Origin of the sequence: Rhodococcus sp. NPDC057297 (genome assembly GCF_042667435.1) — a bacterium.
In the GTDB taxonomy this organism is placed as follows: domain Bacteria; phylum Actinomycetota; class Actinomycetes; order Mycobacteriales; family Mycobacteriaceae; genus Rhodococcoides.
In genome coordinates this window covers 638,493-660,451 of sequence record NZ_JBHUZE010000001.1, presented here as the reverse complement: position 1 = coordinate 660,451, position 21,959 = coordinate 638,493, and the positions used below count along the sequence as shown (strand labels likewise).

The 21,959-nt window shown below is 65.3% G+C and carries 20 protein-coding genes; 14 read left to right on the top strand and 6 right to left on the bottom strand.

Features of this window, described 5'->3' with window-relative positions; genetic code table 11:
* Positions 1–9 precede the first annotated feature (9 nt).
* A complete protein-coding gene (locus tag ACFULT_RS03080) occupies positions 10–816 on the top strand; it encodes an IclR family transcriptional regulator (protein WP_378480569.1) in 807 nt (268 codons plus the stop codon).
* 21 nt (positions 817–837) lie between these two features.
* Here the strand turns inward: ACFULT_RS03080 and ACFULT_RS03075 are convergent, their stop codons facing one another.
* Together ACFULT_RS03075 and ACFULT_RS03070 are read right to left on the bottom strand one after the other, a co-directional pair.
* Entirely contained in the window at positions 838–1,773 is a 936-nt protein-coding gene (locus tag ACFULT_RS03075; protein ID WP_378480568.1) for a 2-hydroxyacid dehydrogenase, read from the bottom strand.
* 11 nt (positions 1,774–1,784) lie between these two features.
* Complete coding sequence (locus tag ACFULT_RS03070; protein ID WP_378480567.1) at positions 1,785–3,134, bottom strand: enolase C-terminal domain-like protein; 1,350 nt, start codon at positions 3,132–3,134, stop codon at positions 1,785–1,787.
* Between the two features lie 191 nt (positions 3,135–3,325).
* Between ACFULT_RS03070 and ACFULT_RS03065 the strand changes: the two genes are divergently transcribed.
* The 6 genes from ACFULT_RS03065 (at position 3,326) to ACFULT_RS03040 (ending at position 10,163) form a co-directional block, all read left to right on the top strand.
* Positions 3,326–4,150: a siderophore-interacting protein gene (locus tag ACFULT_RS03065; protein ID WP_037112101.1), complete on the top strand. Its 825-nt coding sequence runs from the start codon at positions 3,326–3,328 to the stop codon at positions 4,148–4,150.
* A gap of 24 nt (positions 4,151–4,174) precedes the next feature.
* The gene (locus tag ACFULT_RS03060; RefSeq protein ID WP_094719946.1) at positions 4,175–5,188 is read left to right on the top strand and encodes an ABC transporter substrate-binding protein; all 1,014 of its coding nucleotides are present in this window, start codon (positions 4,175–4,177) and stop codon (positions 5,186–5,188) included.
* Between the two features lie 160 nt (positions 5,189–5,348).
* Positions 5,349–6,947, top strand: a complete 1,599-nt coding sequence (locus ACFULT_RS03055; RefSeq protein WP_378480566.1) for an aldehyde dehydrogenase (NADP(+)) — start codon at positions 5,349–5,351, stop codon at positions 6,945–6,947.
* Between the two features lie 31 nt (positions 6,948–6,978).
* Entirely contained in the window at positions 6,979–7,905 is a 927-nt protein-coding gene (locus tag ACFULT_RS03050; RefSeq protein ID WP_037112104.1) for a 5-dehydro-4-deoxyglucarate dehydratase, read from the top strand.
* Complete coding sequence (locus ACFULT_RS03045) at positions 7,905–9,185, top strand: glucarate dehydratase family protein (RefSeq protein WP_378480565.1); 1,281 nt, start codon at positions 7,905–7,907, stop codon at positions 9,183–9,185. The genes ACFULT_RS03050 and ACFULT_RS03045 overlap by 1 nt, the downstream gene beginning before the upstream one ends.
* Before the next feature lie 84 nt (positions 9,186–9,269).
* Entirely contained in the window at positions 9,270–10,163 is an 894-nt protein-coding gene (locus tag ACFULT_RS03040; RefSeq protein WP_378480900.1) for a LysR substrate-binding domain-containing protein, read from the top strand.
* Positions 10,164–10,230: 67 nt separating this feature from the next.
* Here ACFULT_RS03040 and ACFULT_RS03035 read toward each other — a convergent pair whose 3' ends face one another.
* The 3 genes from ACFULT_RS03035 to ACFULT_RS03025 form a co-directional block, all read right to left on the bottom strand.
* Entirely contained in the window at positions 10,231–11,076 is an 846-nt protein-coding gene (locus tag ACFULT_RS03035) for an endonuclease domain-containing protein (RefSeq protein ID WP_378480564.1), read from the bottom strand.
* A gap of 322 nt (positions 11,077–11,398) precedes the next feature.
* Positions 11,399–11,794: a universal stress protein gene (locus ACFULT_RS03030; RefSeq protein ID WP_378480563.1), complete on the bottom strand. Its 396-nt coding sequence runs from the start codon at positions 11,792–11,794 to the stop codon at positions 11,399–11,401.
* Positions 11,791–12,786: a 2-hydroxyacid dehydrogenase gene (locus tag ACFULT_RS03025; RefSeq protein WP_241483871.1), complete on the bottom strand. Its 996-nt coding sequence runs from the start codon at positions 12,784–12,786 to the stop codon at positions 11,791–11,793. Before ACFULT_RS03025 ends, ACFULT_RS03030 begins: the two co-directional genes overlap by 4 nt.
* A gap of 343 nt (positions 12,787–13,129) precedes the next feature.
* Between ACFULT_RS03025 and ACFULT_RS03020 the strand changes: the two genes are divergently transcribed.
* From ACFULT_RS03020 to ACFULT_RS02990, 7 genes are read left to right on the top strand one after another with little or no spacing between them, the layout of a single operon-like run.
* On the top strand, positions 13,130–14,710 hold the full coding sequence (locus tag ACFULT_RS03020; RefSeq protein ID WP_378480562.1) for an ABC transporter substrate-binding protein: 1,581 nt from the start codon (positions 13,130–13,132) through the stop codon (positions 14,708–14,710).
* A gap of 9 nt (positions 14,711–14,719) precedes the next feature.
* Positions 14,720–15,649: an ABC transporter permease gene (locus ACFULT_RS03015; protein ID WP_020112376.1), complete on the top strand. Its 930-nt coding sequence runs from the start codon at positions 14,720–14,722 to the stop codon at positions 15,647–15,649.
* 8 nt (positions 15,650–15,657) lie between these two features.
* Positions 15,658–16,641: an ABC transporter permease gene (locus ACFULT_RS03010; protein WP_019666861.1), complete on the top strand. Its 984-nt coding sequence runs from the start codon at positions 15,658–15,660 to the stop codon at positions 16,639–16,641.
* Complete coding sequence (locus ACFULT_RS03005) at positions 16,638–17,663, top strand: ABC transporter ATP-binding protein (protein ID WP_037112112.1); 1,026 nt, start codon at positions 16,638–16,640, stop codon at positions 17,661–17,663. Before ACFULT_RS03010 ends, ACFULT_RS03005 begins: the two co-directional genes overlap by 4 nt.
* Positions 17,656–18,666, top strand: coding sequence for an ABC transporter ATP-binding protein (locus ACFULT_RS03000; RefSeq protein WP_037112113.1), 1,011 nt, complete (start codon positions 17,656–17,658; stop codon positions 18,664–18,666). Before ACFULT_RS03005 ends, ACFULT_RS03000 begins: the two co-directional genes overlap by 8 nt.
* Before the next feature lie 21 nt (positions 18,667–18,687).
* On the top strand, positions 18,688–19,404 hold the full coding sequence (locus ACFULT_RS02995) for a sulfite exporter TauE/SafE family protein (RefSeq protein ID WP_176459961.1): 717 nt from the start codon (positions 18,688–18,690) through the stop codon (positions 19,402–19,404).
* A gap of 35 nt (positions 19,405–19,439) precedes the next feature.
* Positions 19,440–20,513: an SDR family oxidoreductase gene (locus ACFULT_RS02990; protein ID WP_378480561.1), complete on the top strand. Its 1,074-nt coding sequence runs from the start codon at positions 19,440–19,442 to the stop codon at positions 20,511–20,513.
* A 14-nt stretch (positions 20,514–20,527) separates the two neighbouring features.
* On the opposite strand, the gene xylB is transcribed toward ACFULT_RS02990, so the two are convergent.
* Positions 20,528–21,916 (bottom strand): xylulokinase, encoded by a 1,389-nt coding sequence (gene xylB / locus ACFULT_RS02985; protein ID WP_378480560.1) that lies wholly within the window; start codon positions 21,914–21,916, stop codon positions 20,528–20,530.
* Positions 21,917–21,959: the final 43 nt, after the last annotated feature.

Sequence of the window (21,959 nt, the reverse complement as noted above, 5' to 3'; positions counted from 1 at the left end):
ACTGTCCTCATGGTGAACGACGTGAAGACGGTTACTGCAGGCTCCACTCCGGACACCCAGCCGGTGAAGTCCGCGGAACGGACCATTCACATCCTGGAGACGCTGGCGGCCTCGCCGACTCGCATGAGTCTCGGCGAGCTGCAGGAGGCGTGCAAATACCCCAGATCGTCCTTGCACGCCCTCCTGCGCACTCTGAAGGATCTGCGGTGGATCGAGGCCGACGAGTCGGGCTCGCGCTACGGCATCGGCACTCACGCTCTGCTGACCGGCACGTCCTACCTCGACAAGGATTCCGTCGTCGGTAGGGCCGCCGCGGTTCTGGAAGCGCTACGCTCCGACGTCCGCCACACGGTCCACTTCGCCCGACGCGACGAGGACCACGTCATCTACCTCGCCAGCCGAGGCTCCAAGCTCGAGGTCCGGCGCATGCACCGCGTCGGCCGCAAGCTGCCGTGTCACGTCACAGCTCTGGGTCAGGCGTTGCTCGCCGAGCTCACCACCGACGAGGTGACTCAGCTTCTTCCCGAGACGTTGGAGCGATACACCGACAACACCATCGTCGACCGCGTCGCGCTCATCGCGGAGCTGGCCGAGGTCCGCAAGCGCGGATGGTCACTCGAACAGGAGCAGGGCACACCCGGCGTGGTCTGCATCGCGACGGTGGTGCCCTACCGCATTCCCGCCACCGACGCGCTCAGCGTGTCGATGCCCGCGGAGGTGGCGTCGTATCCGGGTGAACTCGAGCGCATCGCCGGTGTCCTGACCAAGCACGCCGACGCCTGGGCTCGTGAGCTCCGCGCCGAGGGCGTGCGCTGACCCGCACCAGCGTTCACGCGTTCACAGGCGTGAGATGTTGGCCGCGACGTCCGCGACTCTCCCGACGAACGTGTGGTGGGTGACGCCGGACGAATGCGGGGTCATCAGAATGTTGTCCAGGTCCGCGAACGGTAACGTGCTCGGTCGACCGACACCGTCTGCGCCGGGGTACCGGTACCAGACGTCGATGGCTGCAGCCGCGATCGTGTGCCCGGCCAGCGCATCGAACAGAGCCTGCTCCTGAACCACAGGCCCTCGACCGACATTGACGAGGATGCCGCCGCTGCCCAAACTGGACAACTCGTCCTCGCCGATCATGCCGCGCGTCGAGTCGGTCAGCGGCGCCGACACGACCACGACGTCGGACCAGTGCATCAGCTTTCCGAGATCAGCGGTGCTGGAAAACCATTCGAGGCCGACGTCGGCTGCTGTACCACTACCGGTCACTGCGGCTCCGTGCGCTCCGTAGGCCTCGAAGAGCTTCCATGTCCGCTTGCCGATGTGCCCGAACCCGACGAAACCGATGCGGGCGTCCACGAGCGACAGAGGTTGCGGAATCGACGAGTCGTAGACGGCGGTACTGAACACGCCTGCCCGCAGCGCACGATCCTGAACGAGAAAATTGCGACGTAGCATCACGGTCGCGGAGACGACGTACTCGGCTATGGACTGTTCGTGGTGAAAGGTGTTGCATACCTGAACGTCCGGGCTCAGACCGGATCGGTCGACGTTGTCGGTTCCAGCACCGACGACGTGGACCATCTTCAACCGGGACCCGGCCGCACCCATCGCTGCGCTGAACTTTCCGCCCACGTACACGTCGGCGTCGGGCAGTTCCGCGAGCACACGAGCCTCGTCGAACGGAACGACCCAGATCACGTCGGCGCCGTCGGGCAGTCCGTCCTCGAACTGCTCTCGGTACGGCAGTATGTTTCCGTCTCCGACGACGATCTTCATCGACCGTGCTCTCATCGAACCAGGGCCGGGCTCTTGCTGTCGAAGGCCCATCCGTCGATCAGATACTGCATACCGATGGAATCGTCACGCGCACCGAGGCCTTCACGCTGATACAGCTCGTGCGCGGCATCCACTTGCTCCCAGTCGAGTTCGACACCGAGACCGGGCTTGTCCGGCACCGTGAGGTAACCCCCGTCGATCTCGAAGGGCTCCTTGGTCACTCGCTGACCGTCCTGCCAGATCCAGTGTGTGTCGATCGCGGTGATGTTCCCCGGTGCTGCGGCCGCGACGTGGGTGAACATGGCGAGCGATACGTCGAAGTGGTTGTTGGAGTGCGACCCCCAGGTCAGACCCCACGCGTCGCACAGCTGCGCAACCCGCACCGAGCCACTCATGGTCCAGAAGTGAGGATCGGCCAACGGAATGTCGACGGCACCGGTGCGGATGGTGTGGCCCATCTCCCGCCAGTCGGTGGCAATCATGTTCGTCGCAGTGGGCAACCCGGTGGCCCGCTTGAACTCCGCCATGACCTCACGGCCGGAGAATCCACCCTCCGGACCGACCGGATCCTCGGCGTAGGCCAGTACGTCGCGCAACCCGCGGCAGGTCTCGATCGCATCCTTCAGCAACCATCCACCGTTGGGATCCAACGTGATTCGAGCGTCGGGGAAGCGTCGATGCAGCGCCGTCACGGCAGCAGCCTCCTCGGCGGCGGGAAGTACCCCGCCTTTGAGCTTGAAGTCCTGAAATCCGTAGCGCGCCTGAGCGGCCTCGGCGAGTCGAACGACGGCATCGGGGGTGAGCGCCTCGGCGTGACGGATGCGAGCCCAGTCGTCGGCACCGGCCGACTCGTCGGATGCCGTCCGGTACGCCAGATCCGTCTTCGCGGAGTCGCCGACGAAGAACAGGTAACCGAGGGCTTGAACCTTCTCGCGCTGCTGACCCTCGCCGAGCAGCGCGGCGACGGTGACACCGAGGTGCTGCCCGAGCAGGTCCAGCAAGGCCGACTCGACCGCGGTAACTGCGTGGACAGCGATCCTCAGGTCGAACGTCTGCGCGCCGCGACCGCCGGAATCCCTGTCCGAAAACGCTGTTCGCATCGACTGCAGGATCGCGTTGTACGCACCGACCGACTGGCCCTCGACCAGAGACCGGGCATCCTCGAGGCACCGGCGAATGGGCTCACCACCAGGGACCTCGCCGACGCCGGTGCGGCCGTCCGAATCCGTCAGCACCACCAGATTCCTCGTGAAATACGGTGCGTGCGCACCGCTGAGGTTGAGCAGCATGCCGTCGTGACCCGCGATGGGAACCACTCGCATTCGGGTGACGGCAGGGGTGGTGGCGGTACGCGCGTTCATCGGTGGAACCTTCCGTGGTCGTGACTCGGCTCACACGAACCCTATGGTTCCACACCTATGCGTGTCCAAGACGAGATAGGCATGGATCGATGCACTGCGGGTATCGACACGGGGCGATCGTCGGGCAAAGTATGGCTACCCTAATATCGAACAGGTCAGAGTTGAACAGGTCTCGACAGGAAGCTGCCCGGATGCCCCCGACCGTTCCCGCCGAACGCCGCCCTTCGGAACCGAGGACGTTCGACGCCGTGACCCTGTCGTCGTGGTACGTGACGCCCTCCATGCTCCGCGTACGCCTCGGCGGTGCCGACCTGTCCGGCTTCGCGACCACCGGCGTGCCCGACGAACGTCTCCGCTTGATCTTCGAGGACGACACCCTGCGTAGCTACACCGTCCGCCGCTTCGACCCGGCCGGCCCACACCTCGACATCGACTTCGTAGTTCACGACGGCGGCGTTGCCGCGCAGTGGGCAGAACATGCGCAGCCCGGTGATCGGATCCGCGTGTCGGAGCCGCACGGATGGTATCGGCCACCTACCGACACCGAGTGGCAACTGTTGGTTGCCGACATGACCGGACTACCCGCTCTCACCCGTGCCGTCGAACAACTTCCCTCAGGCGCCACAGCGCACGTCATCGCATCGGTGCCGAGCCGAGCCGACGAGCAACAGGTGCCGAGTGCAGCGACCGTCACGTACGAGTGGACGACCGACCATGAGTTGCTCGAGACAGTCCGATCCTTCGACAGACCCAGCGGCGGCGGTTATCTGTGGGCGGCGACCGAAGCGTCCGACGCCCGAGCGATCCGGAAGCTCTACCACCGCGAACTGGGGTGGACTCCGGACCGGTTCGACATCAAGGGCTACTGGCGACGCGACAAAGAAGCCTGGCAGCAGCGGTTCTCCGAGGTCCGAGAGCACATCGATTCCGTCCGCGACCGCGCACTCGCCCAGGGCCTGAGCGGACACGAGCTGACCCAGGTCGTCGACGCCGCCCTCGAAGAATCCGGCCTCTGACCCACCACCCCACCAGGAGAAGACATGATCACCCTCGCCCACACACCCGTCACCGACGATCTCTCGCGCAGGCGCTTCGGAGCCGCGGCAGGCCTCGCGCTCGCGTCGCTGATCACTGCCTGCGCAGCCGACGGCGACACCACACCCGCCGCAGACGACGGAACACGGACCCTCTCTACGCCCATGGGCGATGTCGTCGTGCCGGCCGGCCCGACGCGAATCGTCAGCCTCGACGCGTATGTCGGCCTGCAGACGCTCGACGAACTCGACGTTCCCGTCGTCGCGACGGGCACTCTGGGCGGAGGTGTCCGCACGCTGGTCGGCGAGGCCTCGCAGCAACTACCGTCCATCGGCGTCACCGCCCTCGGCGATGTCCAACTAGAGGCCATCGCGGCAGCGAACCCCGATCTGATCGTCGGACGTCAGCCCATCGGCGAGCCGTTCTACTCCGAACTGTCGACCATCGCCCCCACCGTGTTGATCCCGTTCACGTACTGGCGTGACCAGTACATCGACGTTGCCGACGCGGTCGGCCGCAAGGACGATGCCGTCGGTGCATTCGTCGGGCTGGACGATCGCATCGCCGATCTTCGGGCCGATGTCGCACAGGCATGGCCCGACGGGCTCAGGTTGTCCGTGGTGCGCGTCTCGGACACCTCGGGCGACGTCCGGTCGTACAACACGCTCGCGGCGTCGTCGACGTTCTTGTACGCGGACATTCTGTCCGGCGCGGGGATCGCTCCGACCGCCGACACCGCGCCGGGAGCAGACCCGACCAAGGTCAACGTCGCCGTCAGCTCGGAGAACCTGCCGATGATCGACGCGGACGTGATCCTCTACTACGTCGGCGCAGGCGGTCAGGCCGATGCAGGCGACGAGGTGGAGCAGTCGCTGGTGTCCAGTCCACTCTGGTCGACGTTGTCCGCAGTGCAGGCCGGGCGTGCGTACAAGGTCGACTCCGCGCCGTGGTTCGACGGGTACAACCTCACGGCCGCCGCTGCGGTCATCGACGATCTACGACGCACTCTGCTCTCGTAGCTCACCTCTTCGGAAGCCCTCGTCGATCGATGCCGTTCAGGTATCGAAGGTAAGACTTTTTGACTTGGACACGTATCGATCGGACTCCTAACGTTGACGTCGAGTCCGAGCCACACCCTCACGCGGTGTCGCCGATCGAGTCGAGTACAAGGAGTCACCCATGACAGCATCACTGACGCAGTCCACCGAACTGACCGGCAAGTTGATCATTGCGGGCAAGGCGGTGCAGGGTTCCGGAACCGCCATCAACGGCATCGATCCGAGCACAGGCAAGTCACTCGAACCTGCTTACCACCACGGCGATCTGGGCGACGTCGACGCTGCCGCTGCTGCCGCCTGGTCGGCGTTCGCGGATTACCGCGCCACCTCCTCCGAGACCCGAGCACAGTTCCTCGACGCGATTGCCGACAACATCGCCGCACTCGGCGACACCCTGATCGAACGTGCAGTCGCAGAATCCGGACTGCCCGTCGGACGCATCACCGGCGAGGTCGGCCGCACCACCGGACAGCTTCGGCTCTTTGCCTCCGTACTCCGCGAAGGCAGCTGGAACGGTGCGCGCATCGACCCCGCTCAGCCTGATCGCGCTCCGCTTCCCCGCTCCGACATCCGTCAGCGGAAGATCCCACTCGGGCCGGTAGTCGTGTTCGGCGCCAGCAACTTTCCTCTCGCGTTCTCCGTCGCGGGCGGAGACACCGCATCCGCACTCGCCGCCGGCTGCCCCGTCATCGTCAAGGCTCACGACGCGCATCCAGGAACGTCCGAGTTGGTCGGACGCGCGATCTCCGACGCGGTGGCCTCCACCGGAATGCCGTCGGGCACCTTCTCGCTGCTCTACGGCTCCGGTCGCGGCCTCGGCACGGCACTGGTGACCGACCCACGCGTCAAGGCAGTCGGATTCACCGGATCACGTTCGGGTGGAACCGCTCTCGTCGCCGCTGCCGCCGGGCGCCGCGAACCCATCCCGGTGTACGCCGAGATGAGCTCGGTCAACCCGGTGTTCGTCCTCGACAAAGCTCTCGAGACCCGCGGAGCGGATCTCGGTCGTGCGTTCGTCGCGTCCCTGACGCTCGGATCGGGCCAGTTCTGCACCAACCCGGGACTGGTCATCGCCGTCGACGGCCCCGGCCTCGACTCGTTCGTCGACGCCGCGCGTACGGCCGTGTCCGAGACCACCCCGACCACGATGCTCACGCCGAACATCGCCGCCAGTTACGCGAGCGGCGTCGAGGAACTCGCGCAGTCGGCCACCGAGGTCGCGCGCGGCACCGAGACCGACGCCCCGAACGCCTGCCGCGCAGCGCTGTTCGTGACCGACGCAGATTCCTTCCTCGCGTCCGAGGTGGAGCAGCAGGAAGTCTTCGGTGCATCGAGCCTCGTCGTCAAGTGCACCGATGCGCAGCAGGTTCGAGACGTCGCGGCACTTCTCGAAGGCCAGCTCACCGCAACGATCCATGTGGACGACGCCGACCACTCCGAGGCAGGCAAACTCCTCGAGGTTCTCGAACTCAAAGCCGGACGCATTCTGTTCGACGGCTGGCCCACCGGCGTCGAGGTCGGCCACGCCATGGTGCACGGCGGACCGTTCCCCGCGACATCCAACTCGGCCACCACGTCCGTCGGGTCCCTCGCCATCGAACGTTTCCTTCGGCCAGTGGCCTACCAGGACGTTCCGAAGGCATTGCTGCCCAGCGCCATTGCCGACGGTAATCCAGAGGGAATCTGGCGTCGCATCGACGGCCAGCTCACCCAAGACTGATCCCTTCCCCTCACCACACAGGAGATACGAAATGCTCGACGGAGTCCTCTTCTTCCCAGTCACCCCCTTCACTGCGTCCGGCGAGGTCGACTACGACCTGCTCGCCGCCCACGTCGCCAAGGGCGTCGACGCCGGCCCGGGTGGAGTCTTCATCGCCTGCGGCACCGGCGAATTCCACGCACTCGAAGCCGAGGAGTTCGGCAAGATCGTCCGCACCGCAGTCGACGTCGTCGCCGGACGCGTCCCCGTCTACGCAGGTGCGGGCGGATCCGTCGCGCAGGCAAAGGCTTTCGCCCGGAGCGCGAAGATCAACGGCGCCGACGGCATTCTGCTCCTCCCGCCCTACCTCGTGACGATGCCGCAGGCGGGGCTCGTCAGCTACACGAAGGCCGTCGCCGAGTCCACGGATCTGCCGCTCATCGTCTACAACCGCGGCAACGCGCGCTTCACCGAAGCCTCCGCGGTCGAGGTCGCGCAGTTCCCGACCGTCGTGGGATTCAAGGACGGCACCGGCGATCTCGACCAGGTCGGTCGTATCGTTCGCGCGGTTCTGGACTCGCTCGAACCGTCGGGCAAGCCTTTCCAGTTCTTCAACGGTCTGCCGACCGCCGAGGTGTCGCAGCAGGCGTACCGGGCGATCGGCGTGACGCTGTACTCCTCCGCGACCTTCGCGTTCGCGCCCGAGTTGGCTCTGGCTTTCTACCAGTCCATGGAGAGCGGCAACGACAAGCTCACTGCTGCACTGCTTCGTGAGTTCTTCCACCCGCTCGTGCGCCTGCGCGATCAGGTTCCCGGCTACGCCGTCTCTCTCATCAAGGCCGGCGTCACCATGGAAGGCATCGAAGCAGGACCCGTCCGTCCGCCTCTGATCGACATCAGCGCACCGCACCTGAGCGAGCTCACCGAGATCGTCGCAGCCGGTCGTGCAGTTCTGGCGAACGAGCTCGCGGTCCACTGATGTCCGGCAGTGTTCGCGGACCGGTCCGCATCACCGGCGCACGGATCACACCCGTTGCATTCGTCGACCCTCCGTTGCTGAACACGGTCGGTGTGCACCAGCCGTATGCACTGCGGGCGATCATCCAGTTGGACACCGAGGCCGGCATCGTCGGCCTCGGTGAGACCTACGCCGACACGGCGCACGTCGCCAGGCTCGAAGCAGCCGCCGAGGCCATCACCGGCCTGGACGTGTTCGCGCTCAACGCGATTCGCACGGCCATCGACACGCAGCTGGCGACGTCGACGATCACCGGTGGCGACGGCGTCGCAGGCATGATCACGACCGCGAGCACTACCGATCGCGTCTTCTCGCCCTTCGAGGTCGCATGCCTCGATGTGCAGGGCAAGGCCCTCGGGCGTCCAGTGTCGGACCTGCTCGGTGGAAAAGTGCGCGACTCCGTCCCATTCAGCGCGTACCTGTTCTACAAGTGGGCCGCGCATCCCGGCCGCGAGCCCGACGAGTGGGGCGAAGCGATCGATCCCGACGGCCTGGTTCGTCAGGCACGGAAGATGATCGACGAGTACGGCTTCGGCGCGATCAAGGTCAAGGGAGGCGTCTTCCCGCCCGACGAGGAGATCGCCGGAATCAAGGCGCTGCGCGACGCGTTCCCCGACCTTCCGCTGCGGCTCGATCCCAACGCCGCGTGGACGGTCGACACGTCGATCCGCGTGGCGTCCGAGCTGAACGGCATCGTCGAATACCTGGAGGATCCGACACCCGGACTCGACGGCATGGCCGAGGTCGCTCTGGAAGCGAAGATGCCTTTGGCAACCAACATGTGTGTCGTCGCGTTCGATCAACTCGCACCGTCGGTGTCGAAGAACTCGGTGAAAGTGGTTCTGTCGGACCATCACTACTGGGGTGGGCTGCAGAGGTCTCGGCTGCTCGCCGGGATCTGCGACACCTTCGATCTCGGACTGTCCATGCATTCCAACAGTCATCTGGGGATCAGCCTGGCCGCCATGGTCCATCTCGCCGGCGCGACGGACAACCTCACCTACGCCTGCGACACCCACTGGCCGTGGAAGAACGAGGATGTGATCGAGCCCGGTGTCCTGACGATCGTCGACGGATCCGTCGCCGTTCCCACCGGACCCGGGCTCGGCATCGAGATCGACGAGGACGCACTCGCCGCGCTGCACCAGCAGTACCTCGATTGTGGCCTCCGTGACCGCGACGACACCGGGTACATGCAGAGCATCGATCCCAGCTTCGTCAACACCAGTCCTCGCTGGTAAGTGCGTCGAACAAGGCCACTCGTGGGTTAGGTTGATACCCGACCTGACCGCGAGTGGCCTTCTTCGATATCGGGAGTGAATGGGTTGTTTTCCCTCAATCGCCTGACCTGCTTCATCGCCGTCGCCGAGGAGCTGCACTTCGGGCGCGCCGCGGAACGCCTCCACATGACTCAGCCCCCGTTGAGCCGACAGATCCAGCAGCTCGAGAACGAACTCGGCGTCCAGCTGATCGACCGCACCAGCCGATCGGTGATGCTCACCGCAGCAGGAATCGCCTTCCTCCCCGACGCCCGACGCATCCTCGACCTCGCCGAAGGCGCGGTACTCACCGTCCGGCGCGTGCCCACCGGAGACCTCGGTACCGTCGTCGTCGGTTTCACCGGTGCATCGGCACACGCAGTGCTGCCGCAACTGCTGGAGAAGGCCCGAATCGAACTACCGGACGTCAAAATCGTTCTCCGCGAGATGGTGTCCGCGGTGCAGATGGAATCCCTCGCGATCGGAGACCTCGACCTCGGTCTGGCCCGACCACCGCTCAAGCGCCCCGGGATCGCCTCCAGGCCGGTCCTGCACGAGGCACTCGTCGCTGCCCTGCCCGCCGATCATCCGCTTGCAGAACTCGACACGCTCACCATCGGCGACTTCGACGACCAACCGACCATCATGTACTCACCCGTCGACGCCCGGTACTTCCACGAACTGCTGATCAGTACGTTCACCGTCGTCGGCGTCACGCCCCGGTACGTGCAGTACGTGACACAGGTGCACACCATGCTGGTCCTCGTCCGCTCCGGGATCGGCATGGCACTGGTACCGGAATCGTCCACGACCATGCAACCGAGCGGCGTCGTCTTCCGTCCCGTCGAAACCACGCCCCGACGCCCTGTCGAACTCAACGCCGCCTGGCGCGTGGACAACGACAACCCGGCACTGCACCGCTTCATGTCCGACGTCCTCCCGTCCCGGGAATGGCAGTAGGTCGGCGGGCGTGACGTAACAGTTGCGCCCGCGGCAGGCGGGATCCCGTCCGAAAAATACGGAAATGTCACATGACACCCGGACGGCGCGCCTTCCTGCGTCGTCGAACCACCTCGATGATCCGACGAGCGACCGCTTCCGGATTCGACAACACATCCAGGGCCGAGAACCGAAGGACCAGCCAACCTTCCAGGACCAGGTCGTTCTGGCGTCGACGGTCCCGGCTGAACACATCAGGTGCTATGTGGAATTCTCGGCCGTCCACCTCGACGATCACCATCGCCCAGACGTCCACGAAGTCGCACAGGTACCGGCCGACCCAATAGTTGGTCTCGAGGCGCAGACCCAGAACGATGAGCTGGCGGTCCAGCACGCGCTCGGGCTCAGATGCGAACCCGGTTGCCGCCGACTCGAGCTGCCGGCGCGCGCGACCGTTTCCCTTGCGCCTCGGGAATCCGTTCAGCAAGGCAAGGACCTCCTCGGAGGGAACGTCGCCCACGAGGCGCTCGTCGACGAGGCGCGCTACGACCTCCGGCGCCATCACCGAAACGCAGTCGATCAGCGTCCGGGGCCGAGCGACCACCGGGAGTCCCTGCGATTCGGACAGGTCCCCGACCTCCAACGTGCGTCGGTGAACTGTCAGCCAGTCCGGTGTGCGCGCGGTGCTACCGACGGGCAGAGTGAAGTCGTGCTGCGGGGGGGCCTCGATCCATCCGAACAGCCATGCCGCAGTGCGATGACTCAGCACAGCCCTGGGCTGCCACAGTGTGATGGCATGGCACCGGGCAATGACGGTGGGTTCGCCGGAGCAGTAGATCCGGGGCAGAATCCGTCGAAACCTGCGGGAGATGGCGCTACTGGAGATACCCGACGCCAGCAATTGCTCTCTGGTGGCCAGTCCGTGAGGATGCATGCCTCGAAGTGTCGGACACCCGACTACGCGAGATTCGTCGTCGACCTGGTGTTTCGGCAAGGCTGTGGACAACTCGAAGCCTGTGGACAACTCGAAGATTGTGGACAACGGGCGCCGTGTAACAGTTCCATGCGTCTCAGGCGGGATCCCGCCTGAGATACGCGGAACTGTGACATCTCACCCACGAGACTCTAAACTGATGTGTCCTTACACAATCTCGGAAAGTGGATCTCACATGCTCGGAATCTTGTTCTCCCTGTTCAGCGACGCATTCAACATCTTCTCCAACGGACAGAGCCTCGGCTTCTGGTGATCCGTCGGATCAGCGGGGCAGACCTACTGCAGGCTTGACTGCAACCACCGGGCACTGAGCTTCCAGCAGAACTCGCTGAGAGATGCTGCCCAGAAACAGTTTTCCGACCGGTGATCGGCGCCTGATGCCGATCACCACCAGGTCGGTTCCCTCCGCGTAGGACAGGTCGATCAGGTTGTCGGCGTGCGAGCGCCCGGGTTCGTTGTCGTGCACCTTCACCACGACTCCACCGGCTCCGGCCTCGTCGCGCGCGGATTCGATTGCTGCGCCGAATCCTTCTTCCGAGGCACTGTCCTCCTCGGCGACGACGACGAGGTCGACGCCGCGCTGCACGGCTTCGCCGAACGCGAAGGGCAGTGCGCCTTTACCTTCGGCAGTCGGCGAGTAGCCGACCACGACTGTCATCGGGTCACCGGCGTCGTGAGAGTTCCATCAGCGAGGAACTGGTCCAGATTCTGCAGCGTCAGCGCTTCCATGGCCGCGCGCGTCTCCACCGTTCCACTGCCCACGTGGGGCAGCAGAACCACGTTGTCGAGGCCGAGAAGCTTCTCCGGCACATCCGGTTCGTCGGCGAAGACGTCGAGCCCTGCGCCTGCCAGCCTGCCGTCGGCGAGCCGTTCCACCAACGCATCCTGGTCGACGACGCTTCCTCGGGCGACGTTGACGAGGTAGCCCTGGGGGCCCAGTGCGTCGAGCACGTCACTGTCCACGAGATGCTTGGTGCCCGAACCTCCCGAGGCTGCGACGATGAGGATGTCCACGCTTCCGGCAAGCCCTGCGGCCGTGGGTGAATACGTGTACGGGGAGTCGGCGATCTCGTTGCGGTTGTGGTAGCCGATGGAGCAGCGGAACCCGGTGAGCCTGTCCGCGATTGCGCTTCCTATGCGTCCGAGACCGATGATGCCCACCCGCTTTCCGGTGACCTGCGACGTCAGCGGCGAGTTGCCCTCGGCGGCCCAGCGGCCGGCGCGGACGTAACGGTCGTTGAACGACACCTGACGGAGCGCGTCGATCACGAGTCCCACCGCTAGGTCGGCGACGCAGTCGGTCAGGACGTCCGGCGTGTTGCTGACCACGACACCGCGCGCGGATGCCGCGTCGACGTCGGTGGTGTCGTACCCGACGCCGAAGTGCACGATCGCCCCCAGATTGGGGAGCTGCTCGATGAGTGTCGCGTCCACTCCCGTTCGGCCGGAGGTGACCGCTGCGGTGATCGACTCGCCGTGCCGAGCCAGGAACTCGTCGCGCTCGGCCACATCGGGGAGGACGAGGGCGTCGTAGTCGCCGGCGAGCGTGTCCATCAGGGACGGCTTGAGCGGCCCGACCCGAAGCACCCGTCCGGTTCTGTTCGAATCACTCTGCACCGCAGATGATTCCGTGGCTCCAACCGTTGCCATTACTCAGCTCCTCACAGGACTCGCCGCGTGCGCGTTTTCCAGTACGCTATGTCGCCTTTCGGATACCTGTCCAACACGTAAATAACATGGATTGATACTCAAACGGCATTGTCGACGTACTTACTACACCCTATCTTCAGCTGAGCAACGCTGTCCGACCAGGTCAGACGCGTCGTGATGTGACACAGACCTCGTGATGCGGGTCGATGTGACCCACAAAACCCCCTGGTTAGGGGCGATTGTCGTGTTGACGCCGATATGCGCCACTCCTACCGTGTGTCTACCGTCACAGATAAGCGCTGCACCACGTGCAGTCGCACTCCCCATCCACCTGGAGGTCACCATGAGCCCTGCACAGGCAGTGCAGCAGGGACGGACCACGCGCAGCGCGATCATCATCGCTGGCGCACTGAGCTTTTCGATGATCGCGAGCGGTTGCACGGTGGCGAACTCCGGCAGCGGCACCGCCGCGAGTGCGGACACCCTCCGCATCGTTCTGCAGGAAGAGCCGCCGACCCTCGAAGCGTGCGACGTCTCCCTCACATCGGTCGGGGTCGTCACGCGGTCCAACATCACCGAGCCCCTGATGGAACGGAACCCGAGCGAAGGAACCCTCGAGCCGAAGCTGGCCGACTCCTGGACCCAGGTATCGGACCGTGAATGGACCTTCCAGCTTCATCCCGGCGTCACCTTCAGCGACGGCAGCCCGTTCGAAGCAGAGGACGCAGCGCACTCGATCGAGCGGGCCGTGAACTCGGACCTCGGATGCAACGTCGAGGGTTACGTCTTCGGCGACGCCGACCTGGACGTGAAGATCATCGATCCACTGACCGTGAGCGTCGCGGCACCGAGTGCGGACCCGATCCTTCCGCTGAAGCTTTCCTTCGTCGAAATGGTGCCGAGGACCTACAGCCTCACCGAACGCGTGCGCGAGCCGATCGGCACCGGACCGTTCGCGATCGACAACTGGGATTACGGCCAGCGTCTGTCGCTCGTACGCAACGAGACGTACTGGGGCGACAAGCCGGACTACGCCCGCGCGACGTACCAGTGGCGAAGCGAGGGCAGCGTCCGCGCGTCGATGGTGTCCAACGGGGAAGCCGAGATCGCGACCTCGCTCGGACCGGAGGACGGCGCAGGCGACCTCGGAGTCGCCTACCCGAACAACGAGACGACAGCGGTTCGTATCCAGCTCGAGGAGACTCCGCTGGACGATATGCGGGTACGTCAGGCGATCAACTACGCGATCAACCGCGAGGGAATCGTCGACGCCTTGTTCCAGGGACTCGGAAAGCCTGCGGCGCAGCTGGTCTCGGACGGAGTGATCGGATACAACGACGAACTCTCACCGTGGCCGTACGACCCCGCCCGAGCCCAGGAGTTGATCGACGAGGCACGGGCGGACGGCGTACCCGTCGATACTCCGATCCGACTCATCGGCCGGACCGGTCAGTTCCCGAAGGTGAACGAAACTCTCGAGGTCGTGCAGTACGCACTGTCCCAGCTGGGGATGAACGTGTCGATCGAGATGACGGACTCGGCCGGAACAGCGGAGTACCAGGAACGCCCGTTCCCCAACGTCGGTCCGTACCTCCTCGTCATTCAGCACGGAAACCAGGCAGGCGACGCCGCGTTCACCGCCGACCAGTACCTCATGAGCGAAGGATTCCAGAGCGCAGGCGGGACACCGGAGTTCGACGAGCGTGTCCGTCAGGCCGCCGTCCTCACCGGCGACGCCCGGCAGGACGCATACGCACAGTTGTTCGCGGAGGAGCCCAAGGAGATCATGCAGATGGCGTTCATCGCCCACATGGAAGGTGTTCTCGCCAAGGCAGATTCCGTCGACTACGCCCCCAACTCGGCCACTGTCGACGAGATGCATCTCGCCGCGATGACCCGCGCCGACTCACCCGAAACGGACTAGAGGCCCATCATGTTCAGATTTCTGCGACGAAGGATCTACACCAGCCTGGTTCCGCTGATCGTCGTGCTCCTCGGTGTATTCCTCCTGGCCCGCCTCACCGGCGACCCGACGAGTCTCTACCTGCCGGAGTCCGCCACCCAGGCCCAGCGTGAGGCGTTCCGGGCGTCGAACGGGCTCGACCAGCCGCTCCTGACGCAGCTGTTCGATTACCTCAGCGGCGTCGTCCATCTGGACTTCGGCGACTCGCTGCGCACCGGTGAAGCCGCGTCGACCATGGCTCTTCGCGCGTTCCCCGCCACGCTGCAGTTGGCGTTCATGACGATGTTCCTGGCGATCGTCGGCGCCATCGTCATCGGGTGCTGGGCGGCGTACCGACCCAACTCCCTCGCCGACCGGATCTCCAGCCTGCTGTCCATGACGGCGGCAAGCATCCCGGACTTCTGGTTCGCGATCATGGGCGTCTGGCTCTTCGCCGTGACCTTCGGTGTGCTCCCGACGTCGGGAACCGGTGCCGGCATGCTGTCGTGGATCCTGCCGATCGCGACACTGCTCATCCGCCCACTGGGTGTACTGACCCAGGTCGTGCGAGGTGCGATGGTGGCCGCACTGTCCGCGCCGTACGTCCGGCTCGCCCGCAGCAAGGGCGCAAGCGACATCCGTGTGGTCACCCACCACGCACTGCGCAACGCAGCGGCACCGGCGCTGACCGTTGCAGGCGACCTCATGGTCGGTCTGGTCAACGGAGCAGTCGTCGTCGAGGCGATCTTCGGATGGCCCGGTATCGGAAAGCTCATGATCGACGCCATCCTCCAGCGTGATTTCGCGGTCCTGCAGGCGGCTGTGCTGTTGACCGCCATCAGCATCTTCGTACTCAACATCGTCATCGACGCCTGCTACGCACTGCTCGACGCCCGTGTCCGCGACAAGGCGAAGGTCTAGGAGCCACCATGTCACTCGATTTCGAAGCACCGAAAACGTCGGAGCCGGAGGATGTTCCGGATCCGACGCCGGCGTCGCGCACCAGCTCCGCGCCGTTGTGGAAGCTCCTTCTCCGCGACCGCGTCGCGACCGTCGCGGCAGGCATTCTGGTCCTGGTGTTCCTGACGGCGATCTTCGGGCCGATGCTCGTCGGCGACGCGGCCACCGCGCAGGACCTCAACCGCTCCAACCTGGCACCGTTCTCCCTCGACACCGGTTGGATGAACATTCTCGGTACCGATCCCCTCGGCCGCAGCATGCTCGCTCGCCTGATCGTCGCGTGCCAGACCACATTGTCCGTGGCGATCCCCGCCGTCATCCTGTCGGCCATCATCGGCTCGATCATCGGAATGTGGGCCGGGTACCACCGCGGATGGCGTGAGACGACGGCGATGCGCGTCGCCGACGTCATCATGAGCTTCCCGTCTCTGCTGATGGCCGTCGTCGTGCTGTACGTCTTCTCCCCCAGCGCCGCGAACATCGTTCTGGTTCTTGCCATCACCCGTATCCCGATCTACCTGCGTACCGCACGCGCCGAATCCGCGGAACTGCAGAGCAGGTTGTTCGTCGACGCCGCCCGTACCTTCGGTGCGTCGAGCGGGTCGGTCATTCGTCGGCACGTCGCACCGATCCTGTTACCGACGCTGCTGACCGTCGCCACCTTGGACTTCTGCTTCGTCATGCTGGCGGAATCGTCACTGAGTTTCCTGGGCATCGGAATTCAGCCGCCCGACGTCAGCTGGGGGCTCATGGTCGCGCAGGGCCGCACGTACCTGCAGACCGCCTGGTGGTTGTCGTTCTTCCCCGGCCTCGCCATCGTCATCACCACGGTGTCGGCCACCGTGCTCGCAGCCTGGGCACGCATCGCCACCGATCCTGCTCAGCGCTGGCGTCTGACCGTCCCGCGCTCGGCCAAGTCCCGCCTTCTCCCCGTCCGAAAGGTCGTCTCATGAGTGCACCTGCCGCAGCACGCCCGGACACCGACCGCATCGCCATGGACGTGCGCGACCTGACGGTCGATCTACGGACCCCCTCGGGCGTCATTCGAGCCGTCGACCACGTCACGTTCAGCGCCAGGCGTGGCGAAACTCTGGCTCTGCTCGGCGAATCCGGCTGCGGTAAGTCGATGACGGCACAGGCCGTCGTCGGCCTGCTCGAACCGATCGCCGACGTCACCGACGGTTCCGTGGAGATCGACAGCTCGGATCTCGGCAAGGTCGACCTGGTGTCCGCGAAGTCCAAGGTGCGACGCCACATCGCCGCAACGGAACTGGCGATCGTCTTCCAGGACGCCCTCACCGCACTCAATCCGGTGTACACCGTCGGCACCCAGCTCGCGGAACCGTTCCGCATCCACCGCGGTCTGAGCGCGAAAGAAGCCAAGGTGGAGGCCATTTCGCTGATGCGCCGCGTCGGGATTCCCCAGCCGGAGTCGCGGGCGGACTCCTATCCCCACCAGTTCTCCGGTGGTATGCGTCAGCGCTTGCTGATTGCGATGGCCGTGGCCCTCAGTCCCTCGGTGCTGCTCGCGGACGAACCGACCACGGCACTCGACGTGACGGTGCAGGCACAGATCATGACGCTCCTCCGCGAGCTGCGGACCGAACACGACATGGCCGTCGTACTCATCACGCACGACCTCGCGCTCGTCGCCGAGGAGGCGGACCGCGTGGCGATCATGTACGCGGGCAACGTCGTCGAAACAGGCCTGGTGTCCGAGGTGTTCGCCGATCCGCGCCACCCGTACACCAAGGGTCTTCTCGATTCGGTTCCCGTGCACGCCGTCCGCGGAGAGGACCTGAAATCCATCGGTGGCACTCCGCCGGATCTGCACTCGGTGCCCGACGGATGCGTCTATCAAGCTCGATGCCCGCTCGCCCGGGACATCTGCATCGACCGACGCCCGTCCCTAGAACCCGTCGGAGACGGCCGATTCTCCGCCTGCCACTTTTCGAACGAGGTGTCTCATGTCTGAAACAGCACGAGCAGAACAGCTTTTGACGGTCCGCGGATTGAACAAGACCTTCAAGGTCGGCGGAGGCGACCTCCGCGCACTCGACGCGATCGATCTGGACCTGCGCCGAGGCGAGACACTCGGACTCGTCGGCGAATCCGGTTGCGGTAAGTCGACACTTGCCCGCACGCTGATGATGCTCGAGCGGCCGGACTCCGGAACCGTCGACTTCGACGGTGTCGACCCGTTCTCGCTGAAAGGCAAGGATCTCCTGGGGTTTCGCCGACGCGTCCAGATGGTGTTCCAGGATCCGTACGGTTCCCTCAACTCACGAATGACGGCCGCGGACATCATCAGCGAGCCGTGGCGGAGCCACAAGACCCTGTACAAGACTCGCCGGGATCGGTCCGCGAGAGTCCGTGAGCTGCTGCACCTGGTCGGTCTACGCCCGAGCGACGAACACCGGTTCCCGCAGGAGTTCTCCGGCGGCCAGCGGCAGCGTCTCGGCATCGCTCGCGCACTGGCACTGAACCCCGACGTGATCATCTGCGACGAGCCGGTGTCGGCATTGGACCTCTCGGTTCAGGCACAGGTACTCAATCTTCTCAACGATCTGCAGAAGCAACTCGGGATCTCCTACGTGTTCATCTCGCACGACCTGTCGGTCGTCCGACACGTCGCCGACCGAGTGGCCGTCATGTACCTCGGCCGTATCGTCGAATCCGGTGCCACCGACGCCGTCTTCGACAGGCCGAGCCACCCCTACTCGGCAGCATTGATGTCCGCAGCTCCCAAGCTCGACGCCGCCTCCCGCGGAGAGCGGATCCTGTTGAAGGGCGAGGTCCCGTCTCCACTGAACCCGCCGTCGGGGTGCCGGTTCCGGACCCGCTGCTGGAAAGCGACCGAACTGTGCAGCTCGGACGCACCACCGGTTGCCCGCGACCGCAACGAGTTCGACCACATGGCCGAATGCCACTACCCACTCGTCGAGAACGACCTGGGCCTCGTCGCCGCCGGGACGTGAGAGGTGATCGGTGATCTGCCGCTGTCGGGGTTCGCCGTGGTGGCGTGCGCGATCCTGTTCGCGTCGTGCATGCAGGCGTCCATCGGGTTCGGCATGGGAATGCTCGCGGCGCCGATCGTCGCGATCGTCGACCCTGGTCTCGTGCCCGGGACCCTGATCATGCTGGCGATCCTCGTCAGCACGATGGTGTTGATCAAGGAGGGGACCTCGCTGGATCTGTCCGGTGCCAGCTGGGCGCTGGCGGGCCGGGTTCCCGGCACGATTCTCGGCGCGTTGCTGTTGGTGGCGCTGCCGGAACGTGGCTTGGCGTTGATGCTCGCAGGTGTTGTTCTGCTCGGGATCGCACTGACGTCGTTCGGATGGATCCCCCTGCCGCGCAGGCGGAATCTGATGGTGGCCGGAGCTGCGTCCGGGTTGCTGGGCACCGCCACCTCGATCGGCGGTCCGCCCATGGCGCTGGTGTGGCAGCGCAACACGGGTGCGAAGCTACGCAGTACCATGAGCGCGTTCTTCCTTGTCGGATCCGTCATGTCGTTGGTCGCTCTCGCAGCCGCCGGCGCGGTGGACGGTCACACCGCCCTGTTGTTCGTTCTGCTCGCGCCGGCCACGATCCTCGGTTACGTACTGTCTCGTTTCGTCAACCGACTCATGGACCGTAGACGGCTGAGACTCACCGCCATCGTGGTCTCGACGATCGGTGCGGTCGTCCTGATCGGACAGCAGCTCGTCACCCTGTGAGTGTCAACTACTCACTAACTGGGTAGTTACGGCTCATGAGCGAACCCCAACACCGTGCCTTGATCGTCGGTGCCACCGGAATCTCCGGTCAAGCCCTGTGCCGCGAGACCCTTGCACAAGGTTGGACCACCTACGGGCTGAGCCGCAGCGGGAAGACCCCCGTCGACGGCGTCACGCCCGTGGCCGCCGACCTGCTCGACACCGCAAGCCTGACCGACGCTCTCGCCGAGGTGAACCCCGACATAGTCTTCTTCACGGCCTGGATGAAGAAGGACTCCGAGAAAGAGAACATCGAGGTCAACTCGGCCACACTGCGCAACGTCCTCGACGTGCTCGGGCCGTCCGGAACGGTGAACCACGTCGCGCTGATGACCGGCCTCAAGCACTACCTCGGGCCGTTCGACGCCTACGGCGACGCCGTCATGGCCGAGACCCCGTTCCACGAGTCGGAAGAGCGACTCGACACCCCCAACTTCTACTACGCCCAGGAAGACGAACTGTTCGCCGGCGCGGACAAGTACGACTTCACGTGGAGTGTGCATCGTGCGCACACGATCTCCGGCTTCGCCGTCGGCAACGCGATGAACATGGTGCTCACTCTGTCCGTCTACGCCTCGATCTGCGCCGAGTTGGGCACCCCGTTCGTCTTTCCCGGGTCGGACACCCAGTGGAACGGTCTCACCGACCTCACCGACGCGGACCTGCTCGCGGAACAGATGGTGTGGGCATCGTCGAACGACAACGGAAAGAACGAAGCGTTCAACATCGCCAACGGCGACGTCTTCCGCTGGCGCTGGATGTGGCCGCAGTTCGCCGAAATGTTCGGTGTCGAGCCCGAAGGGTACGACACCGAACCACGTCCGCTCGAGCCTCGGATGGCGGACGCCGCCGAGACATGGACACGTATCGCCGCCACGCACGATCTGGTCGAGCCCGACGTCACGAAGCTCGCGTCCTGGTGGCACACCGACGGCGACCTCGGCCGCGACATGGAGTGCCTCACCGACATGAACAAGTCGAAGAAAGCCGGTTTCCTCGGCTTCCGATCGACCCCCGATGGCATCGCATCGGTGGTCCAGCGTTACCGCGATGCTCGGCTGATTCCCTAGGCCGGCTCGTTTCGCTACACCCCTTCGGTCAGGTCCCTGACTTCTGCGTACCGTGCGCGGATCGACGGCGTCGGATCGGCCTCGTAGGTGCGGGCGGGCGCCGACTCCCACTGCGGCGGCTCGGGCGTCTGCGCCAACGCCCATGCAGCTTGGCGGGCGGCGCCGTCGGCGACGTACTCGCCCGGCTCCGGAACCACGACGGGCATACCGAGAATGGCAGGCGCCAATTCACGCAGCGCTGCCGACTTGGCACCGCCGCCCACGAGCAGGACTCGCTTGGTCTCGATTCCGGCGTCTCGGAGTGCGTCGATGCCATCGGCCAGCCCGCACAGCAGGCCCTCGACGGCCGCGCGGGCCAGGTGACCTGGCGTCGAATTGCCCAGGCGTAGACCGTGAACGGCCCCGGATGCGTCCGGCCGGTTGGGTGTTCGCTCGCCTTCGAGGTACGGAACGAGAACGAGGCCGTCACTCGGTGTCGCCAATGCGAGCCGAGACAGTTCTGCATGGTCGACGCCCAGCAACGACGCCGTTGCGTCGAGCACTCTCGCTGCGTTCAGCGTGCAGACCAACGGCAACTGGCGTCCGGTCGCGTCGGCGAAACCAGCAATGATTCCCGACGGGTCGGCCGCGGCGACGTCGGTCACCGCCGAGACGACACCCGACGTGCCGACCGATACCACCACGTCGCCAGGGCGAGCAGCCAATCCGAGTGCGGCTGCCGCATTGTCACCGGTACCGGGACCGATCACCGCACCGCCTGCCGTCTCGCCGATACGCTCGAACGGCGTTGCAACTCTGGGCAATCGGGGCGTCCGGCCGCGGAATCCCAGTTCCAGCAAATCGTGTCGGTACTGTCCGGTCGCCGCCGAGAAGTACCCAGTACCACTGGCGTCGCCGCGGTCCGTGGCGAGCGCGTCCAGGCCCGGGGCGCCGGCTAGCTGCCAGCTCAGCCAGTCGTGCGGAAGGCACACCGCTGCAGTGCGATCTGCGTTCTCCGGCTCGTTGTCCGCGAGCCACCGAAGCTTCGTCACCGTGATGGACGCCAGCGGAACCACGCCGACGGCGTCGGCCCAACCCTGCGCGCCCAACTCCTCCACCAGGTCGGCACCCGACGGTGCCGACCGTGTGTCGTTCCACAGAAGTGCAGGCCGAACGACATCGCCCGACGAGTCCAGACAGATCATCCCGTGCTGCTGAGCGCCGACGGACACGGCGTCGACGTCGTCCAGTCCACCCGCGTCGGCGACAGCGGTGTCGAGGGCCTTCTTCCACTCGGCCGGGTCCACCTCGGTTCCGGACGGGTGCGAGGCCCGCCCACTACGAACGAGCTCTCCCGAATCCGCATCGCGTACAAAGACTTTGCACGATTGAGTGGACGAGTCGATACCTGCGACGAGAGCCAAGATCGAAGATCCTTCCAGCGCGAGAAACGGTTCAGTCGACTCT